14 protein-coding genes are annotated in these 17,042 nt (G+C 61.9%); 6 read left to right on the top strand and 8 right to left on the bottom strand.

Translation table 11 applies throughout. The annotated features are described in order from the left end of the window. Positions 1 to 67 precede the first annotated feature (67 nt). The 3 genes from PV773_RS11920 to PV773_RS11910 are packed head-to-tail and all read left to right on the top strand — an operon-like array spanning position 68 to position 2,579. Positions 68 to 1,483, top strand: coding sequence for a flagellar biosynthesis protein FlgA (locus PV773_RS11920; RefSeq protein WP_347966542.1), 1,416 nt, complete (start codon positions 68 to 70; stop codon positions 1,481 to 1,483). 14 nt (positions 1,484 to 1,497) lie between these two features. Beyond that, complete coding sequence (locus PV773_RS11915; protein WP_347966541.1) at positions 1,498 to 1,917, top strand: helix-turn-helix domain-containing protein; 420 nt, start codon at positions 1,498 to 1,500, stop codon at positions 1,915 to 1,917. Next, a complete protein-coding gene (locus PV773_RS11910) occupies positions 1,914 to 2,579 on the top strand; it encodes an XRE family transcriptional regulator (RefSeq protein WP_347966540.1) in 666 nt (221 codons plus the stop codon). Before PV773_RS11915 ends, PV773_RS11910 begins: the two co-directional genes overlap by 4 nt. Before the next feature lie 139 nt (positions 2,580 to 2,718). Here the strand turns inward: PV773_RS11910 and PV773_RS11905 are convergent, their stop codons facing one another. Genes PV773_RS11905 through PV773_RS11885 form a run of 5 tightly spaced genes read right to left on the bottom strand, consistent with a single transcriptional unit; the run spans position 2,719 to position 7,491 of the window. Further along, entirely contained in the window at positions 2,719 to 3,903 is a 1,185-nt protein-coding gene (locus tag PV773_RS11905; protein ID WP_347966539.1) for a M20 aminoacylase family protein, read from the bottom strand. 30 nt (positions 3,904 to 3,933) lie between these two features. Next, positions 3,934 to 4,707, bottom strand: coding sequence for an amino acid ABC transporter ATP-binding protein (locus tag PV773_RS11900; protein ID WP_347966538.1), 774 nt, complete (start codon positions 4,705 to 4,707; stop codon positions 3,934 to 3,936). After that, the gene (locus PV773_RS11895) at positions 4,694 to 5,605 is read right to left on the bottom strand and encodes an amino acid ABC transporter permease (RefSeq protein ID WP_347966537.1); all 912 of its coding nucleotides are present in this window, start codon (positions 5,603 to 5,605) and stop codon (positions 4,694 to 4,696) included. Before PV773_RS11895 ends, PV773_RS11900 begins: the two co-directional genes overlap by 14 nt. Before the next feature lie 6 nt (positions 5,606 to 5,611). Then, positions 5,612 to 6,484 carry an ABC transporter substrate-binding protein gene (locus tag PV773_RS11890; RefSeq protein ID WP_347966536.1) on the bottom strand — a complete coding sequence of 291 codons (873 nt, stop codon included), beginning with the start codon at positions 6,482 to 6,484 and terminating at the stop codon, positions 5,612 to 5,614. 32 nt (positions 6,485 to 6,516) lie between these two features. Continuing rightward, positions 6,517 to 7,491: a nitrate ABC transporter substrate-binding protein gene (locus PV773_RS11885; RefSeq protein ID WP_347966703.1), complete on the bottom strand. Its 975-nt coding sequence runs from the start codon at positions 7,489 to 7,491 to the stop codon at positions 6,517 to 6,519. Positions 7,492 to 7,590: 99 nt separating this feature from the next. Here PV773_RS11885 and PV773_RS11880 point away from each other — a divergent pair, with 99 nt between their 5' ends. From PV773_RS11880 to PV773_RS11870, 3 genes are all read left to right on the top strand, one after another. Further along, positions 7,591 to 8,925: a PLP-dependent aminotransferase family protein gene (locus PV773_RS11880; RefSeq protein WP_347966702.1), complete on the top strand. Its 1,335-nt coding sequence runs from the start codon at positions 7,591 to 7,593 to the stop codon at positions 8,923 to 8,925. 515 nt (positions 8,926 to 9,440) lie between these two features. Beyond that, positions 9,441 to 13,832 (top strand): chemotaxis protein CheB, encoded by a 4,392-nt coding sequence (locus PV773_RS11875; RefSeq protein ID WP_347966535.1) that lies wholly within the window; start codon positions 9,441 to 9,443, stop codon positions 13,830 to 13,832. Continuing rightward, a complete protein-coding gene (locus tag PV773_RS11870) occupies positions 13,792 to 14,166 on the top strand; it encodes a response regulator (RefSeq protein ID WP_347966534.1) in 375 nt (124 codons plus the stop codon). The genes PV773_RS11875 and PV773_RS11870 overlap by 41 nt, the downstream gene beginning before the upstream one ends. 213 nt (positions 14,167 to 14,379) lie before the next feature. Here the strand turns inward: PV773_RS11870 and PV773_RS11865 are convergent, their stop codons facing one another. The 3 genes from PV773_RS11865 to PV773_RS11855 all read right to left on the bottom strand — a co-directional run bounded on the left by PV773_RS11865 (position 14,380) and on the right by PV773_RS11855 (position 16,318). Next, positions 14,380 to 14,628: a hypothetical protein gene (locus tag PV773_RS11865; protein ID WP_347966533.1), complete on the bottom strand. Its 249-nt coding sequence runs from the start codon at positions 14,626 to 14,628 to the stop codon at positions 14,380 to 14,382. Between the two features lie 89 nt (positions 14,629 to 14,717). Beyond that, the gene (locus PV773_RS11860; RefSeq protein WP_347966532.1) at positions 14,718 to 15,182 is read right to left on the bottom strand and encodes a YbaK/EbsC family protein; all 465 of its coding nucleotides are present in this window, start codon (positions 15,180 to 15,182) and stop codon (positions 14,718 to 14,720) included. Positions 15,183 to 15,436: 254 nt separating this feature from the next. After that, complete coding sequence (locus PV773_RS11855; RefSeq protein ID WP_347966701.1) at positions 15,437 to 16,318, bottom strand: alpha/beta hydrolase; 882 nt, start codon at positions 16,316 to 16,318, stop codon at positions 15,437 to 15,439. Positions 16,319 to 17,042 lie beyond the last annotated feature (724 nt).

Here is a 17,042-nt window from a genome sequence, read left to right as displayed (position 1 = left end):
GGCCATTTCCATCCCGTGCCGATTGTCTGCAGCAACGCGCTGACTGCAACCACGATGGAGACGCTCGATGAACCTGCACGCCAAGCTCTGTAGCCTGGAGGCGCAAGGACGCGGCATACGCGTCGGCCTGATCGGCGCCGGAAAGTTCGGCTCGATGTTCGTTTCGCAGTGCCTCAGGACACCCGGTCTACAGCTGGCGGCGATCGCGGACCTTTCGCTTGGGAATGCCGAGGCGGCATTCACGGTCGCCGGCCATCCCGCGGAGATGGTCTCCCGGCGTAACATCGAGGACGCGGTACGCGAAGGACGCATCGGGCTGACCGAATATCCACTCGACCTGATCCGGAGCCCGTTCGTCGACATCGTTGTCGAAGCAACCGGCGATCCGCTCGCCGGCGCCCGGCACGCGCTGGAGTGCTTCCGTTTCCGCAAGCATGTGCTGATGGTCAATGTCGAGGCCGATGCCCTGGTGGGCCCGGCACTGGCCGCGGAGGCCAAGCGGGCGGGCGTGATCTACTCGCTGGCCTATGGCGACCAGCCTGCACTGATCTGCGAAATGGTCGACTGGGCGCGTGCCTCGGGCTTCCATGTGGTTGCAGCCGGCAAGGGCACCAAGCACCGCCCCCACTATCACAATTCGACGCCGGACACGGTCTGGGAGCACTACAGCCTGACGCCGCAGCAGGCCAGGCTAGGCCGCCTCAACCCGAGGATGTTCAACTCGTTCCTCGACGGCACGAAGTCGGCCCTGGAAATGGCATCCGTGGCCAATGCAACCGGCCTCGATGCCCCTGTCGATGGCTTGGAGTTTCCTGCCTGCGGCGCGGGCGACCTGGCAGAGCGGCTGAGGCCGCGCGACAATGGCGACATGCCCGCGGGCACGGGCCGGGTGGAGGTCGTCTCGTCGGTGCTCGACGATGGCAGCGAGGTGGCGGATCACCTCAGATGGGGCGTCTTCACCGTCTTCGAAGCACCCTCCGATTATGTCGCACGCTGCTTCGGCGAATACGGCATCAGCACCGACGTCAGCGGACGATTTGGCTGCACGTACAAGCCCTTCCACTTCATCGGTCTGGAGCTCGGCATCTCGGTTGCACACATGGCTCTTCGCAACGAGCCTACCGGCGCGCCAATGCGGTTCGGGGCCGACGTCGTCGCGGTCGCAAAGCGCGATCTGGCTGCCGGCGAAATTCTGGACGGCGAAGGCGGTTTCTGCGTCTGGGGCAAGCTGACTACTGCGGCTCGCAGCGTTGAGATGGGGTACCTCCCGATCGCACTGGCAAGAAATGTCCGGCTCCGGACACCGGTTGCGCAAGGCCACAACCTTCGCTTGTCAGATATCGAGCTTCCGACGCACTGCCCTGTGATCGAGCTCCGGCGAAATCTGGAGCGTCAGGTCCGCCCGCGGGGCGTGCCCAAGACTGCCCTGCCGCAGGAAGCTGGCTGGCTGCGGAATGCAGCGCCAGCCCCGGAATCCAGGTAAATCGGAGGTGTCAGGTGAGAAGAACGGTCAGCAATGCTCGTGTTCGTTTGCAAGAACGCGGCCGCCTGCCGCCAAGCTTGTGGCCTGTCGCGGAAGCCAGCCAATACCTGGCTGGAAGTTTTCTCGAGGTGACGATCGGACAGAAGGTGAGATCGTGCCGCCGACAACGCGGAATTACCTTGGCCGAACGTGCGCGGGCCGCCGGTCTTTCGCTCGGCATGATGTCCAAGATCGAGATTCGAACTATATCGGCGTCGCTGTCGACGTTGCAGGCGCTTTCCCAGGCCCTGGTCATTCCACTTACAGCTCTTTTCCGGACTTCTGACGCCGGCCGGCAGGATCCTCCGTTTGCAAGAGCGGGGATGAGGGAGCGCATGGAACCGGGCGCTTCCCGGTCCAGTCATCACGAGAACCTTTTGTCCTACCTTGGATGAGCCTCCGATTGGGCGGGTCACCCTTGATTTTCGCTCTCTCCGCCGCACGTCCTTCCCAAACCCGGCAGGTCACGATGATAGTGAAAAACGCCAGGGAACCATCATTGCACTCCGCAATTGGTCGAGCAGTTCGCGCGATTCGAACACGACATGGCATGAAAATCAGCGACTTGGCGGCTGCTGCAGATCTGTCCATAGGAATGCTGTCAAAGATCGAAAACGGAGGCATCTCCCCCTCGCTGACGACCTTGCAAGCGATATCTCGAGGATTAGCCGTTCCAATCACTTGGCTGGTGAGTTGCTTTGGCGGGGAACGTCCCGCTGTATTCACAAAGGCTGGAACACCTGGGGCCGCGACCGTGCTTCGCTCTGCGCCTTGTCGACAGCTCCTAGGAGATATCCGCAGTGCTGGTCTAAGTGTTGAACCCCACTTGATCACAATGCATCATGAAACGAATACTTTTCCCTCAGTCGGTCGGGAGGGAACGATCTTCCTGTATGTGTTGCAAGGCACGATCGCCTACCGTCATGGAGACCAAATCTACCGAATGGCCGCCGGCGACAGCTTGATCTTCGACGCCGACATACTTCATGGCCCTGATGAGCTCATCGAACTGCCCTTTCGCTGTTTGTCCATCATGTCCTGCCGCCAGGGCGCTTGATGCGGCGTGCAGAGTGAACCCTTCGCACAATTGCCGCGATGTTGGTTAGGCGCGGGAGAATGGCCAACGCGGCTCACGCCGTTGCGTAAGCTACCCGTCCCGTCGTGCGCAATGCCGTCCGATGAAAGCTACGGACGCGCTACGCTGACAAAAACCGCTCGGCGAGCCGTGCCCACATGGCCGCGCCAGCGGTCAGGCTGTCGTCGTTGAAGTCATATCTTGAGCTATGCAGGATCGCCGAGTTTTCGCCATTGCCGAGGCGCAGGAAGCAGCCTGGCTTGTGTTCCAGAAAATAGGCGAAATCCTCGCTGCCGGGGATCATCGGGCAGACACCCACCTTGTCCTCGCCCACGAGTTCCTGGACCACGGTGGTGGCGAAGGCGGTCTCCTGTTCCGAATTGGTGACCACAGGATAGCCGCGCTCATAGTCTATGGAAACGCTGGCCCCGTGGGCACCGGCAACGGACGTCGCGATATCACGCACGCGCTGTTCGAGCGTGTCACGCACCTCCCGCGAGAATGAGCGGATGCTGACGGCGATCTCGGCACTTTCGGGGATGACGTTTGACGCCGTGCCGCCGTGAATGGTCCCGACCGTAACGACAGCGGTTTCCGTCGGATTGACGTTGCGGGACACGATGGTCTGCAGCGTCATGACCATGTTGGCCGCAACCACGATCGGATCGACCGTCAAATGCGGGCGCGACGCGTGGCCGCCACGGCCAGTGATGGTGATCGTCGCGGTGTCGGCGGCCGCCATCAGCGGCCCCGATCGCATGAGGAAGGTTCCTGCCGGCGCACCCGGATGGTTGTGCAGGCCAAAGATCGCATCGCAAGGAAAGCGCTCGAAAAGGCCGTCGTCGATCATAGCCTGGGCACCACTGCCCTTTCCTGCCTCCTCGGCCGGCTGGAAGATCAGGTTGACGGTGCCGTTGAAATGGCGCGTGCGTGCCAGATATTCGGCTGCGCCCAGCAGCATGGCCGTGTGGCCGTCATGGCCGCAGGCGTGCATCTTGCCGTTCGTGGTGCTCGCATAAGGCAAGCCGGTCGCCTCCTGGATCGGCAGGGCGTCCATGTCGGCGCGTATGGCGATGCTGCGGCCGCCCTCGCCCTGCTTCAGCCGGCCGACGACCCCGAGGCCGCCGACATTGCGTGTCACCTCGTAGCCCCAGCCTTCGAGCCGCTCGGCGACATAGGCGGCCGTTTCTACTTCTTCGAACGACAGTTCCGGATGCGCATGCAGATGCCTGCGCATTTCGACAAGTTTGGCAGCCCCGTCCTCGAAATCCTCAATACGGGCGAACTGGTTTGAAGCTTGAGACATGAGGCATTCTTGCTTGGTCAGGCCCAGCGGTCAGATGAAGCGGCTGAGGAAACTTCTGGTGCGCGGATGCCTGGGATTGGTCAGGACCTCAGCGGGCGGACCCTGCTCGACCACGACGCCTCCATCCATGAACACGACACGGTCAGCCGCTTCCTTGGCAAAACCAATCTCGTGGGTGACCACGATCATGGTGAGCCCTTCCCTGGCCAGATCACGCATCGTCGCCAGAACCTCGCCCACGAGCTCCGGGTCGAGGGCGGAAGTGGGTTCGTCGAACAGCATCAACCGCGGACGGATCGCCAATGCACGGGCAATCGCCACGCGTTGCTGCTGGCCACCGGACAATTGCCTAGGATAAGCGTCGACCTTCTCGGCAAGCCCGACACGCGTGAGGAGTTCGCGGGCATGGCGCGTGGCTTCAGCCCGGTTCTGCTTGTGCACGCCGACGGGCGCCTCGATGACGTTCTCGAGGGCCGTCATGTGCGGGTAGAGATTGAACTGCTGGAACACCATTCCGATCCTGCTGCGCTGGGCGGCAATATCGCGGCTGCCGAGCTTGTATAGGCGGCCGTTCTTGAGGCGGAAGCCGATCTGCTCCTTGTCCACCTCGACGAAGCCCTGGTCGATCGTCTCGAGATGATTGATGCAGCGGAGGAAGGTCGACTTGCCCGAACCGGACGGCCCGAGGATGACCACCACTTCGCCGGCCGCGACATCGAGGTCGATGCCCTTCAGGACCTCCAGCGGACCGAATGCCTTGTGGACACCACGGGCACGTACGAGGACGGTTTCAGACGCGCTCATCGGCGGCTCCCGCAGGCATGGCATTTTCCTTCTTCCGATCCGTGGCGGCCGCACCGCGCTCGCCGCGATTGTAATAGCGTTCGATGGCGCCCTGCCCGACATTCAGGATCGACGTGATGAGCAGGTACCAAAGCACCGCCACCAAGAGCATCGGGATGATCTCGAATGTCCGGTTGTAGATCGACTGGACGGAGTAGAGCAGATCGGCCATGGCGATGACGCTGACCAGCGAGGTTGCCTTGATCATGCTGATCAACTGGTTGCCGGTCGGCGGCACGATGGACCTCATCGCCTGCGGAATGATGATGCGCCTGAGCGCACGCGCCTTGGTCATGCCGAAGGCTTGCGCCGTCTCGGCCTGGCCCCTGTCCACCGAAAGCAGGCCGCCGCGAATGATCTCCGCCATGTAAGCCGCTTCGTTGAGAGCAAGACCAACGATGGCGGCCGTCAGGGGGGTGATGAGGTCATTCGTGTCCCAGCTCGCGATTCCGATGGAAATGCGCGGGAACAGCGTCGACATGTTGTACCAGAAGATGAGCTGAACGAGCAGCGGTGTTCCGCGGAAGAACCAGATGAACAGGCCGGCCAGCGAAGACGCCAGCCGATCCTGCGACATGCGTGCAATGGCCAGGATCAGCCCGAGGACGACGCCGATGATCATTGCGACGACCGTCAGGCCGAGCGTCACCCACAGGCCCTGCATGACGGTCGGGTCGAAGAAGTACTGACCAACGACCGGCCAGCCGAAGTTCGGATTGACCGCCACGATATAGGCGAAGCCGAGAGCGACGACCAAGGTGATGGCCCACAGGGCCACGCGCGTGAGGGGGAACGGTACGTGCGCGAGTTTTACGTCGCGCAGCGCGTCCTCCGTCTGGATCGGAGCGGAACTGGACATTGGCCCTTACTGCCCTTGATTGATGCCGGGGGTGTCGATGATGTTGTTCTCAAGACCCCACTTCTTCATGATCTGGGCATAGGTGCCGTTCTCTTTCAGGATCTTGAACGAGTCGAGCAGCACGCCGCCCAGCGGTGAGTCCTTCTTGACGACTGCACCCTGGTAGATGTCCTTGAAACCGTTGGCCTGACCGACGGCTGCCAACTCGAGCTGGCCATTGGCCTGCTGTACGAAATAGGTCAGCGGTGCCTGCGAGGAGAAGAATGCATCGGAGCGCTTCGAGCGCACGGCGAGGATCGAGCTGGGCTGATCCGTGAAGGACTGCACCTCGACCGCCGGCTTGCTGGCGCCAACGCACTTTCCCGACTGCTCCTTGATGACCTTTTCCGCCGAGCCGCCGGCCATCACGGCGATGCGCTTGCCGCAGGTCGCATCGAGCGAGGTGATGCCCGCGGGATTGCCCTTCTCGACGGCGAAGACTACATACTCGCGCGCCCAGTCAACGAAGTCGTTGGCCTTCTGGCGGTCGGGATAGTCGCCGACCGGCCCCATGGCGAACTGATAGCGTCCGGAATTGACGCCGCTGAGCAGTGCCGGAAGACCGGCAACCGATGCATGGTCGATGGCAATCCCGAGCAATTCGCCAATGGCTGTCGAGATATCCTTGGTGGCGCCGGTCAGTTCGGTACCGGTGACGATTTCATAGGGAGGGAACGACCCGTTGTTGACGGCGACCATCTTGCCCGCGTCGCGAATCTCCTGCGGCAGGCGTGCGCGCAACTCGTCGTTCTGGGTCTGCTTCTGGATGTCCTGGGACCAGGCCGTGTTCGCAGCCAGCAAGGCCGCGAGCGAGGCCAGAATGCAAAGCGATTTCTTCATGATATTCTCCTCCATGATGTTGGTGAATTGCTTCAGGCAGCTTTCGCCGGAAGCTTGGCTTCAAAGGGAAAAAGCGACTGGGGTGTAAGGTCGGCCTTCAGGACGCCCTGCTCGCGCAGTTCGGTGATGAAGTCCTTGATCATTGCGGAATTGGCTTCGAGCCCGCTGTCGTTCCAGCTAGTCGGCAGGTCGCGTGACGAGCGCAGCAACTCATCGAAGATCCACGGCGTCGTTTCGGCGTATTTGCGCCGCTTGGCCGTCCAGACCCGCTGACTTTCATCCACGAGGCGCGCCACCTCGCCAGGAAGCCAGGGGTACTGCTCGGCGAGCTTTGCCTTGACCGCAACGATATGCATGCCGGGCACATAGCCGACTTGGTCGAAATAGGCCTTTTCCGCGGCCGGGAAGTCGGGCAGCAACTGGCGGAAGCCTGAACCGTTCTCGAAGTAGCCGTGCGGCATGAACGGAGTGAAGATGGCGTCGAGCTCTCCTTCCGCGAGGAGCTCCATCATCGGGCGCTCGCCGGGCGCTGCCTCGATACGTCCAGGGCGACCAAAGCCATCCAACCGGTCGACGACCGGATGATCGGCCGTCAGGCGTCCGGCGACCCAGAATGCATCTTCGACACCGACGCCTTCGCGCCGCAGCGCCGCCCGCGTCCAGGTGTTGCCCGAGTCGCGCCAGCCGGTGACGCCGATGCGCTTGCCGGCAAGGTCCGACAGCTTGGTCATAGGACTCGCTTCGGTCGTGATGATGCACCGGTGGCGAAAGCCGCGCATGATGAAGCAGGAAATGCCTACAATCGTGTCGATGCCTTCCGCCATGGCAGAGGTGTAGCGGCTGAAGGACACTTCGGCGGCATCATAGACATCGCTCGCAGCAAGGTCGGGGATCAGCGTCCCGACCCGGTCGACCTGAAGGTCGATGCGTTCCGACGTCACGTCACCCAGGATCAGCGGCGTCAGATAGTCCCAGTCTCGGGTGGCGATTTTGATCGGAACGCGCATGAAATTCCTCGTGCCGGCGTATTTGACGAAAGCTCCGTAAATGTTTAAGCCAGTTCCAGCAAATGTTATTATGACATTAAACATTTAAAGTTGCTGGCGATGGTTGATCGATATGATGCACAGTGGTTTGCGGATCGGCTTGGCGATCGGACCTCGCGCGGCATAGCGCTCGAGACCGGCGCGATGATCCGCTCAGGGCGCCTGCCCGTCGGCACCAAGCTGCCGTCCGTGCGTGATCTTGCCTTCAGGCTTGGGATAAGTCCGGCGACGGTCTCGATCGCCTGGGCCGATCTGCGCCGCCACAAGGTCATCGGCGGGCGGGGCCGGAACGGCGCCTGGGTGATGGGCGATCGTTTTGCCCCACGTCCGACGCGCCTGATAAGCAGCGGCAACTATGGCCCGGATGTTCTGAATCTCGGGCTCGCCTCTCCAGATGTCGAATTGCTGCCCTCGCTCGAACAGGCGTTGGTGCATGGAGCGAAGGCCAGCCAGTTGAACAGCTATGAGCGTGTCCGCATCCTGCCGGAACTCGAGGCGGTCGTGAGGCCGACATGGCCTTACGATCCCGGAGCCTTCCTCGTCACGAACGGCGGATACAACGCCGTCTACACGCTGCTGCATGCACTCGTCCCGCCTGGCGCACCGGTCGCGATCGAGGATCCGACGGCCATGCGCCTGCTGGACATTCTGGAAGACCTCAACGTCCCGATTATCCCGGTTGCGTGCGACCGTCTGGGGCCAATCCCGGAAGCACTGGCGGAGGCGATGAAGGCAAATCCCGTCGCGTTCCTTTTCCAGCCGAGGGTACACTCTGTTACCGGCACCTCCCTCTCAAGAGAGAGACTTGAAGCCTTGGGCGACGTGCTGGAAGGTTCCGGGGCGCTCGTCATAGAAGACGACGGCGTGGGCGACGTCTCCGAAGCGGACCGACACTCATTGGGTCGTCGCTTTCCGGACCGAGTCATCCATATCCTGTCGTATTCGAAGACGTTGGGGCCGGATTTGAGGCTGGCGATCTTGTCGAGTTCCGCGAGCGTTGTGGAACAGATCCAGTCATATCGAAGCTTCAGCGCAGGCTGGACGAGCAGGATTCTCCAGGGTGCAGTGTCTTGGCTCCTTCAGGATGCCGAAACGGACAACGTCGTGCGCCGGGCAAGAACGATATATCGCGAGCGTCGGCATGCGCTGGCCTCGGCCTTGCTCGATCATGGCGTGGAGATCAACGAAGGCGAAGGGCTGTGCGTGCTGATCCCGGTCGAGTCGGAGAACTTTGCGCTGGTAACCCTGGCCTCCCGTGGCATCGCCGTCAGCGCCGGCTCGAGATTCTCGATGAAGCCTATCAATTCCATTCGCGTCGCCACGAGCGTCCTACAATCGTCGGACGTCCAGCGCGTCGCTGGTGCGATCGCGGCTGCCGCCGCTACGCCGAGATAGGCGCCTGCACCAGACAAATCACCTCGAGGCCGTGGTCAAGGAGCAGGTAACGCCACATGACGGTCGAGATCGATCATCATCGACCGCCCGCACCGGCGCTGCGCTCCGCGTCCTCGATGTCGGCCAGGATGCGGGTGTCTCCGAGAGCGAGAGATGGGTCGGGCTGTCCATGACGGGTTGAAGCCGCAAGAGAGGCTTCCGGCGCCCGTCACGAAGATTTGTGCCAGGAAATGCATCGGTGAAACGTTCGGCGCGCAGCCGATAGGCGTTGGCGATGTTGGGATGGATGCCGATAGCATCCGAACGGCCAAGGACGCAGCCAGCTCCATTCAGGGATACGATTGTTCCAAGCATCGATGCCCCACGTTCTTCCAAGACGGACCAAGAGCTGGAAATCGCTGGCTTGGAGTTCAGTGACATTTATTGTGGCATCCATCCGAGTTTTTGCGCGTTCTTAGGAAGCGCGGACGGTCGTCGTTCTGTGACGCCAGCCGTGTATCCTTGTAGAGGCGCCGATGGCGAAACAAACAGATAAACAGGAAGATCGGTCCAGGCGCGCTTCGAAGGTGCGACGAAGCCGCACCACCGAGGCGGAGGCCAACGAAACTTCGCATGCGGCCATTACGGTCGTCGGCATCGGAGCCTCGGCAGGCGGCATCGAAGCCCTGAGCGGCTTCTTCGATGCCATGACGGTCGACAGCGGGTGCGCATTCGTCGTCGTGTTGCATCTCGACCCCAAGCGTGAGAGCGAGATGGCCCGCATCCTGGGCGGGTACACGAAAATGCCTGTCGCGCAGGTCCGGGACGGAATGCAAATCGCGCCCGACCACGTCTATGTCATCGCCCCAGACAGCGAGATAAAGCTGGCCGGGGGTGGGCTGCAGGTTTCGAAGCCGTCGGAGGCGCGCGGTCAGCGGCATCCGATCGATGTTCTGTTCGCCTCGATCGCCAAGCAGCAGCGCGAGCGTTCGGTCGCCATCGTGCTTTCCGGCACGGGGAGCAACGGCACCGAGGGCCTAAAGGAGATCAGAGCTCAAGGCGGTATGAGCTTGGTGCAAGCGCCGGAAACGGCGAGATTCGACGCCATGCCCAGGAGCGCGATCGCCGCGGGTCTTGCCGACCACGTACTGGCGCCGGAGAGGATGCCGGAAACCCTTCTCGCCTACATCCATCACGGCTACGTCTTCGACCCTGCCGAGATCGAACCCATCTCCCCAACGGGCGAGGGAATCATCGACCAGATTCTGGAGACCCTTCGCGCTCGCCACGGACACGATTTTGGTAGCTACAAGCGCAACACACTCAGGCGGCGCATCCATCGTCGCCTGGGGCTGAGGAACATCGAGACGATCGCAGAATATCTCGACGACTTGAACACCAATCCACAGGAGGTTTCCGCCCTTGTCACCGATCTGATGATCAGCGTGACCGGCTTCTTCCGCGACCCCGAGGCATGGCAGGCGCTTGGCGAACTCGTAATCAATCCCCTCGTCGCTGAACGCGCCAGTGGTGAAGCGGTTCGGGTTTGGGTACCCGCGTGTGCCACGGGAGAGGAAGCCTATTCCATCGCCATGCTTTTGACGGAGCATGCCGAAGCCGCCGGGAAACACTTCGATGTGAAAGTTTTCGCCACTGATGTGCAGCAGGACAATCTGCGCAAAGCGCGCAACGGCGTCTACCCGGCGGCCGCGCTGGCCGATTTCTTCCCGGAACGAACCCGCCGCTTCTTCGAAAGGCTCGACGGCTCCTTTCAGGTGACCAAGCAGCTCCGCGACATGGTGGTGTTTGCGGCGCAGGACATGCTGCGCGATCCGCCGTTCTCGCGGCTGGACATCGTTTCCTGCCGCAATTTCCTGATCTATCTCGAGCCGGAGGCGCAGCAGCGCATCATCCCACTCTGCCATTTCGCCCTGCGTCCGGACGGACACCTGTTTCTCGGCACCGCCGAGACGATCGGGCGAAATGGCGATCTCTTTGACACGGTTTCCAAGAAATGGCGGATTTACCAGCGGATAGGGCCTACGAGGCACGACCTTATCGATTATCGGCAGCCGCCCGGTTCGATGGGGGCGGAATTGGCTGGCGAGCTGCTGCACATGTCGGCGGAAGGCGCCTCGACATCTATCGCCGACATCGCGCGGCGCGCATTGGTGGAGCGCTACGCCCCAGCCTCCGTACTCGTCGACCAGAAGGGACGGGTCGTCTACTTCCACGGAACGACGAGCGACTATCTGGAACAGCCGCCGGGCGAGCCCACCAGGGATTTGCTGGCCATGGCCCGCGAGGGCCTCGCCTTGAAACTGCGTGGAGCGATGCGCGAAGCCTCCAAGAGCGAGAAAAGTGTCACAGTCCATGGCCGCCTATACATGAGCGGATCGTCGCGAGGCGTCACCATGACGGTGGTCCCGCTACCCGCCTCGCCACAAGGCAGCAGGTTTATCCTCGTCAGCTTCATGCCCGGACTGCCGCCTGACGATCTTGAACCACCGCCTCCAAGCGAAGATGCCGGAGAAGCGAGCTCCGGCGATCGGATGCAGGAAGAGCTGGCTTCGATGCGGTTGGAATTGCGCAACACGATCGAACATCTGGAAGCCGCCAACGAGGAGCTGAAAGCGTCGAATGAGGAAGCGACCTCGATCAACGAGGAGCTTCAGTCCACCAATGAGGAGCTGGAAACCTCCAAGGAGGAACTGCAATCATTCAACGAGGAACTGATCACCGTCAACAATCAGCTCGAGAACAAGATTGCCGAACTGGAACGGATCACCAACGACCTCAACAATCTGCTGGCGGGGTCGCAAACAGCTACGTTGTTTCTCGACAACGATCTAGCGATTACGTGGTTCGCGCCAGCAACAAAGGAACTGTTTGATCTCGTGACGTCGGACATCGGCCGGCCAATAACCCATTTCGCGCGGAAATTCTCCGACGAATACCTGCTCGCGGACGCCGAGACGGTGCTCAAGACGCTCACGACCAAGGAAGCCGAAGTCCGCAGCGACACGGGGCGCTGGTATCTGCGGCGCATGCTCCCGTACCGCACGCGCAACAACCACATTGCCGGCGTCGTCGTCACTTTCAGCGACATAACGCTGCGGAGGGCAGCCGCGCTGGCGGTCGACGACGCGAGGATCTATGCCGAGGCCATTGTCAGCACCGTCCGGCAGCCCTTGCTTGTGCTCGACACCGACCTGCGTGTTCAGTCCGCCAATCCGGCCTTCTATGAGTTGTTCAAGGTTGCCGCAAATCAAACCGAGGGCCACCCGCTGTATGATCTCGGCAATGGGCAGTGGGACATACCCGCCCTGCGCGCACTTCTCGATGAGGTCCTTTCATTGAACCGGGAAGTCACCGATTATGAGGTCGAGCACCAGTTTCGTGAGATCGGACGGCGGTGCATGTTGCTGAACGCTCGCAGGCTCTCTCGGGGAGGCGGCCGCGACGATCTGATCCTGCTCGCCATCGAAGATGTCACCGAACGCAGGGAGGGTGAAAATATCCTTCGCGCGAGCGAGCAGCGCCTGCAGGACCTTATCGAAGCCCTGCCGGGCGCCATCTACACGACAGACGCGGAAGGCCGGATCACGTCCTACAATCCGGCTGCCGCAGACTTGTGGGGCCGCAATCCCAGATTGGGTACAGAGAAGTGGGCCGGCTCGTGGCGTATGTACCGACCTGACGGCACACCGCTGCCTCTAGGCCAGTGTCAGTTGGCCATTTCCCTGAAAGAAGAGAGGGCGGTGCGGGGCGCGGAAGCCGTTGCCGAACGGCCTGACGGTATCCGAGTGCCATTCCTCGAATATCCCACGCTGTTGCGCGATGCCGCAGGCGCAATCATCGGCGCGGTGAACATGCTGGTGGACATTACCGAGCGCAAACGCGCCGGGGACCTTGCGGAACGGCTCGCCGCAATCGTCGAATATTCCGACGACGCGATAGTCAGCAAGACCCTCGAGGGCACTATAACCAGTTGGAACAAAGGCGCGCAGCGTCTGTTTGGCTATGAAGCCGATGAGATCATCGGCAAGTCTATCATGACATTGGTGCCGCATGATCGCCGCGAGGAAGAGGCGGATATCCTGCGCCGCCTTCAAAAGGGCGAGCATATCCAGCACCTCGAAACGCTTCGCAAGCGTAAGGACGAAAGGACCATCTGGGTTTCGCTGACCATATCCCCGATCAGGGATGGGGGCGGCAAGGTCGTGGGCGCGTCCAACATCTCGCGCGACATGACTGAGCGGCGTCGCGCCGACGAAACACGAGATACCCTGATGCGCGAACTCAACCACCGCGTCAAAAATACCATGGCGGTCATCCAGGCCATCGCTTCCCAGACACTCGGGCAAGCATCGACGCTGGAAGAAGCACATAGTGCATTTAGCGCACGACTGTTCAATTTGGCGAAGGCGCATGACGTGCTGACGCGCGAAAGCTGGCAGAGTGCAAAACTAGTCGACATCGTCTCAGACACGATCCAGCCACATTCGGGAGTCGCAAATCGCTTCAGGATCGAAGGGCCCGACGTCCGGCTTGCGCCAAGTACGGCGCTTGCGATTTCCATGACCTTGCACGAACTCAGCACCAACGCTGCCAAGTACGGTGCGCTGTCGTGCAAAGATGGAAGTGTCGCGATCGTTTGGCAGATCGAAGGTAAAGACGCCGACCGCCAGCTTGTTCTCCGTTGGGAAGAGAGTGGCGGCCCACGCGTCATGAAACCCAAGCGCAAAGGATTCGGTTCACGCCTGATCGAGCGCGCTCTGGCATCGGAACTCGGTGGCGAAGTGCGCGTTGACTATGCGTCTACCGGCCTTGAGTGCAGGATCGTTGCACCCCTGCCCGCCGGACAAAAGTTCCTTGGAGGACGGCGTGACGCAGCAAACTCGACGGATTCTGATAGTCGAGGATGAGTTCATTCTCGCAATGCTGTTGGAGGATCTTCTGTCCGACATGGGACATCAAGTGGTAGCGTCTATTGCTTCTCTGGATAAGGCCATGGAATTTGCCGGCCGAGGGGACGTGGACTTCGCAATTCTCGACATAAATCTGGGAGGCGAAAAATCCTTTCCCGTAGCTGCGATCCTCCGCCGACGCGGCATACCTTTCGTATTCGCTACCGGTTACGGTTCCGCCGGCCTTACGACCGAGTACGACAACGAATTCACACTGCAGAAGCCGTACGAGCCCAAGCAGCTGCGACGTGCGATTTCGGAAGCACCCGTGACGCTCCGCGACGGGCCGTAACCCGTTCGTGCGTCGGTTCGCGGGAAACGCTGAAGAAAGACGATCTGTCGATAACCATCATAGAATAGACGACCGAAGACAATGCAAATGTGTTGTTGCAGGCCGCCAGCGCAACGGCATGACCTGCAATCCGGGCTGAACGACATTGCAAGGCCGTCGCCATGCCGCGGCATGGCGACGGCTTGCGTTCCCTATTTGGCGATCGTGGTGCCTTCAACGGCAAGCAGCGAGGCAGGCGTTCTGCCGGGCGGCGGCCCGCATCGATGGGGCAAAGCTCCTTGCGCCGGCGCCGAGGCGGGATTTCTCCGTCGCCTGCCGCGCCAGAAGGCGGATGTCGTCGGCACTGTATCCGTCGCGTTCCATCAAGGTCAGGATGATGGGTTCGCGCAGCAGTTCCTCAAGCGTCGGTTCCGGGTTACCGGCCATAGTCGCCTCCGTTCGTGACCATTCGACCTCAAGCATCCTATCCGCCAACCATGACCGGCGAATGGCGGTTGCGTGACACCAAGCGGGCATTTCGTTGGCCGCCCGCCGGCCAGGAACGGCCCCGGCTACCAGCTGATGCGCGCCTGCGGCATGCCGTACATCAGCCTGCCGAACTCGTCGCCGGTGACGTGCACCAGCGTACGGTGGTCGCCGCCCTCGAAATAGATGTCGCCGCCGCGGCGCAGCTGCTCGTCGATGACGCAGGCCACCCGGTAGGGCACGCCAAGGATCGGCACAGCGCCCTCCTCGCAGTCGGGGAACAGCGAGCTGGCCTCCCCCTCGGTGGCCAGCCTGATCTTGTCGCCGATGATCTCGCGCATCCGCGCCAGATCGACATGGCGGGTGGCCGGCAGCACGGCGAGCACGTAGCCGTCGTCCCATTTCAGCACCACACCCTTGGCGATCGCATTGCCGGGCACGTGGCAAGCCTCGGCCGTCATCATCGAACAGCCGGTCCGCGCATGCTTGGTGGCGTCGTAATGGATGTGGTTGTCCTCGAGATATTCCTGCACTGTCAATGAGATAGCCATGACCACTTTCCTTCCGCGGCAACATCGCCTCACTGCGGCCGGAAATGGCGAAAGCGTGCGGCACGCGCCGCGCGGCAAGGGTTCGGCCGCCTCATCGCCAGCCGTGTCTCGGGGGCGGCTGGCCGCATCCTACGAAGCCCGCATGGGGCATTCTCAGCGTGCCGGAACGATACATCCCCTCGCCCCCGCCGGGCAAGGGCCTTGGCCGCGCGTGCCCTTTCGGTCCCGCGCGGCCGGAAAGCCGGATTCCGGGCCTACTGCGCTTGCTTGACCTGCTCCTCCCAGGTCTTCACCTTGGTCTCGCCATTGAGGAAGGGCAGCGCCATCGCCGCCAGCTCGGGGGCGAAGAAGACGTCGTAGTGGGTGCGGTTGGGGATGATCGCCAGCCGGTTCTGCGACATGTTCTCGCGCATCCATCCGGCGTCCTTCAGCCCGCCGCCGAGCAGCTGGTAGAACTTCACGATGTGCTCGGGGCGATACATGTCGCTGTCGCCATAGACCAGCATCACCGGCATCTTCAGCGTCTTGACGTCCTCGGACCAGTCGAAGGGCTTGCGCATCATCTCGCCCATCAGGTCGAGCAGCTTCGGAAAGTCGTCGACCTTCGGGGCGACGGCCGCATAGGACTGGTACATCGGCGTCGGCTTCATCATCTCGGCCATGGCGGCGCCCACCTGGGCCTGCATCGGCAGCATTTCCGGATAGAAGCCATCCTGGGCAAAGCCGGCCGAGACCAGCACCAGGCGGCGCACCATGTCGGGATGCTGCACCGCAAGCCGCATCGCCACGCCGCTGCCCATGGAATAGCCCATGGCGTCGACCTTGTCGTAGCCCAGCTGCTCGAGCAGCCCGGCCATGTCGTCGCCCATGTCGATCAGGCTCATCTTGCGGTCGGTCAGGGCGGTGCGGCCGTGGCCGTAGAGGTCGACCGCGATCACCTGCCTGCCCTTCGACAGCGCCGGCAACACCGGCCCGAACATGTCGATCGAGCCCAGCCCGCCGTGCAGCAGCAGCAGCGGTTCGCCCTCGCCGCGGATCTCGTAGTAGTAGTTGACGCCGTTGACCTTGGCATAGCCGCTCTTGACCCCGTCGGCCGCCGCCTGGGCCAGCGCCGCGCCGCCGACGATGATCGTCATAGCCGCCGCGACCAGCATGGTGATGAAACTGCGCATCTGTCGTCCTTCCTCGATATGCGGACCATCCCGGCCCCTCGTCCCCTAGGACGAACCGACCGTAGCAGACCCGACATGGTAGAGAAAATTTTCGTGCGTGAGCGGAGTTGCCGGAGTGCCCAGGGCACAGGGCGGAAATTGGTCGGACGCCAGCGCACGCTCATTCTGGGGCGGAACAGGCGCGCAAGCATCGTCGCGCAGACCCTGGGATCCAGGCCGTGACCCTAGCATGTGGAGGCATTTTCCACTTGGCCCGGTTTTTTTTCGTTTGGACCGGCCTTCGTCTTGACCTGCCCGAGGGACGACCATTTCCTACGTCTCATTCCGTCCCACCCCCCTCTGTCCTGCCGGACATCTCCCCCACAAGGGGGGAGATTGGCAGCTCCGCCGTCACGCCCGTTTCTGCCTGCCCTCAGGGCAATTCTCCTGCAACGCTGGTGGTTGGGAGGGACGCCGATGACGGCCCAATCTCCCCCCTTGCGGGGGAGATGTCCGGCAGGACAGAGGGGGGTGGGAAGGAATGAGACGCTGAAGGTCTGCGTCGTGAACCGGCTCAGGATGTCCGCCTCTTGTCAGGAACTCTGTCAGCAATGTGCGTGGAGAAATCTTGCCGTTTTTCCACCCCCTGCAGAACCTCGCGTATTCTTGTGCCATCGCCCTTGTCGGGACCTGGTGCGCACCGGGTGTC

This window comes from Mesorhizobium sp. CC13 (assembly GCF_039907765.1).
In the GTDB taxonomy this organism is placed as follows: domain Bacteria; phylum Pseudomonadota; class Alphaproteobacteria; order Rhizobiales; family Rhizobiaceae; genus Aminobacter.
This window is presented reverse-complemented; position numbering and strand designations above follow the sequence as displayed.

Coding starts and splice junctions, on each gene's coding strand:
- PV773_RS11900 (WP_347966538.1), bottom strand. CDS start 4,707: ATGAGCGCGTCTGAAACCGTCCTCGTACGTGCCCGTGGTGTCCACAAG.
- PV773_RS11885 (WP_347966703.1), bottom strand. CDS start 7,491: ATGCGCGTTCCGATCAAAATCGCCACCCGAGACTGGGACTATCTGACG.
- PV773_RS11860 (WP_347966532.1), bottom strand. CDS start 15,182: ATGGCTATCTCATTGACAGTGCAGGAATATCTCGAGGACAACCACATC.
- PV773_RS11855 (WP_347966701.1), bottom strand. CDS start 16,318: ATGACGATCATCGTCGGCGGCGCGGCGCTGGCCCAGGCGGCGGCCGAC.
- PV773_RS11905 (WP_347966539.1), bottom strand. CDS start 3,903: ATGTCTCAAGCTTCAAACCAGTTCGCCCGTATTGAGGATTTCGAGGAC.
- PV773_RS11910 (WP_347966540.1), top strand. CDS start 1,914: ATGAGCCTCCGATTGGGCGGGTCACCCTTGATTTTCGCTCTCTCCGCC.
- PV773_RS11875 (WP_347966535.1), top strand. CDS start 9,441: ATGGCGAAACAAACAGATAAACAGGAAGATCGGTCCAGGCGCGCTTCG.
- PV773_RS11890 (WP_347966536.1), bottom strand. CDS start 6,484: ATGAAGAAATCGCTTTGCATTCTGGCCTCGCTCGCGGCCTTGCTGGCT.
- PV773_RS11920 (WP_347966542.1), top strand. CDS start 68: ATGAACCTGCACGCCAAGCTCTGTAGCCTGGAGGCGCAAGGACGCGGC.
- PV773_RS11880 (WP_347966702.1), top strand. CDS start 7,591: ATGGTTGATCGATATGATGCACAGTGGTTTGCGGATCGGCTTGGCGAT.
- PV773_RS11895 (WP_347966537.1), bottom strand. CDS start 5,605: ATGTCCAGTTCCGCTCCGATCCAGACGGAGGACGCGCTGCGCGACGTA.
- PV773_RS11865 (WP_347966533.1), bottom strand. CDS start 14,628: ATGCTTGAGGTCGAATGGTCACGAACGGAGGCGACTATGGCCGGTAAC.